Here is a 1,340-nt window from a genome sequence, read left to right as displayed (position 1 = left end):
AAAAAAAAGCCGCCTCCCATCGGAGGCGGCCTTTTGCGTCAGGCGGCTGGGTTCAGCGGCCGATCACGCTCGGTGCGCTGCCGCTCGGCGCCAGGGTGCCGCGCGGCATCGCGGTCCAGGTGCCCTGGTTGAGCACCACGCCCTGCCAGTCATACACGGTCCAGGTCTTGTCGTCCTTGATCCACCAGGTCACTTCCTTGCCGCTTGGCATCAGCATCGCCGCACCGCTGCTGCCCAGCACGTAGCCGATGCGGAGGTCGGTGCCGGTGCGAACCTGCGCGCCGCCGGTGGTGAGCGTGGTGCCATTGCAGTCCACGTTGTGCCAGGTGCCGGCGGCGCCGGTCTGGCCTTCGGTGGTGAGGTCGGTGAAACTGTCGCAATAGCCATCCAGCGCAATCGCCGAGTTCACGAAGGCGTGCGCCATGCTCATGGAGGCCAAAAGAGCACTTGCGGCCAGGATTTTCTTGTACATCGTTGAAGCTTCCAGTTTGAAGTAAGAGTTACCGGAAGGCACATCCCTGTTTTACGCACAATGTTTTACGCATAAGACAGGTAGCTTCCGACCGGCGGCTGCATGACGAGAGAAATACCTCGCCGCACACAGCCCATGGGCAAGCGCTGTTCCCACGCCGTTCCTGATCTCAATCCAGCCGCTGCACCGCCGGCATCTGGAAGCGACCGTCCAATACCTCCGCCCTGGGCTGGTAGGCACGCATCACCAGCATGAACGGGCCGGTGGGTGCCGGCAGCCAGTTGGCAGCGGCGTCCGTGGGCTGGCTGTTGCCGACCTCGATCACCACGCTGCCGTCCGCGCCTCGCTTCAGGCCCGGCGTGCGGTCGCCCAGCGTGTAGCGCTTGAGCGGGTTGTCGGTGAAGAACAGCCGGCCGTCGGGCTCTTCCTGGTACATCGAGAGCGACCAGAAGCCGTCCACCGGCATGCCGCCAGCCGGCAGGCTCAGGCGGTAGCGGTGCTGCCCGCTCAGCGGCTCACCGCGGCCGTCGACCTTCACCGTGGCATTGCTGTCCTCCGGCGGGATCAAGGCCAGCAAGCCGGTCAGTGCCACGTCGGCGCGGTAGCGGTAGTCGGTGCCGAAGTCGCCCAGCGTGTCCAGCGGCTTGGTCCAGCCGCCGGGTTGCGGCTTGCCCAGGCTGGCATTGCGCTTGAGTTCGGCGAGCAGGCCGGGCAGTTCGGTGGCCCAGCGCTGCTGGATCTCGGGCGACAGCTGGTTCCAGCGGCACCGCGCACCGCACACGCCAATGGCGGCCCAGGCGTCCAGCTTGGCCTGCTCGTAGGCGGGCGGCGGGTTGCGCGCCAGCATTTCGTTGACCATTTCCAGGTA

Annotated in this window: 2 protein-coding genes; both read right to left on the bottom strand. The window is 66.1% G+C overall.

Annotated elements, in window-relative coordinates:
- Positions 1–52: 52 nt before the first annotated feature.
- The gene (locus tag FKP22_RS30560; protein WP_141291951.1) at positions 53–472 is read right to left on the bottom strand and encodes a hypothetical protein; all 420 of its coding nucleotides are present in this window, start codon (positions 470–472) and stop codon (positions 53–55) included.
- A 169-nt stretch (positions 473–641) separates the two neighbouring features.
- The coding region (locus tag FKP22_RS30555; protein WP_141291950.1) for a DUF1214 domain-containing protein at positions 642–1,340 on the bottom strand (699 nt) is incomplete at its 5' end.

Origin of the sequence: Ideonella azotifigens (genome assembly GCF_006519715.1) — a bacterium.
In the GTDB taxonomy this organism is placed as follows: domain Bacteria; phylum Pseudomonadota; class Gammaproteobacteria; order Burkholderiales; family Burkholderiaceae_C; genus Ideonella; species Ideonella azotifigens.
Note: the sequence above shows the minus strand (reverse complement) of the source record. Positions and strands in the feature narration are given on the sequence as shown.

Excerpts from the sequence above, each read along its gene's own strand:
- FKP22_RS30560 (WP_141291951.1), bottom strand. The coding sequence starts at position 472 with ATGTACAAGAAAATCCTGGCCGCAAGTGCTCTTTTGGCCTCCATGAGC.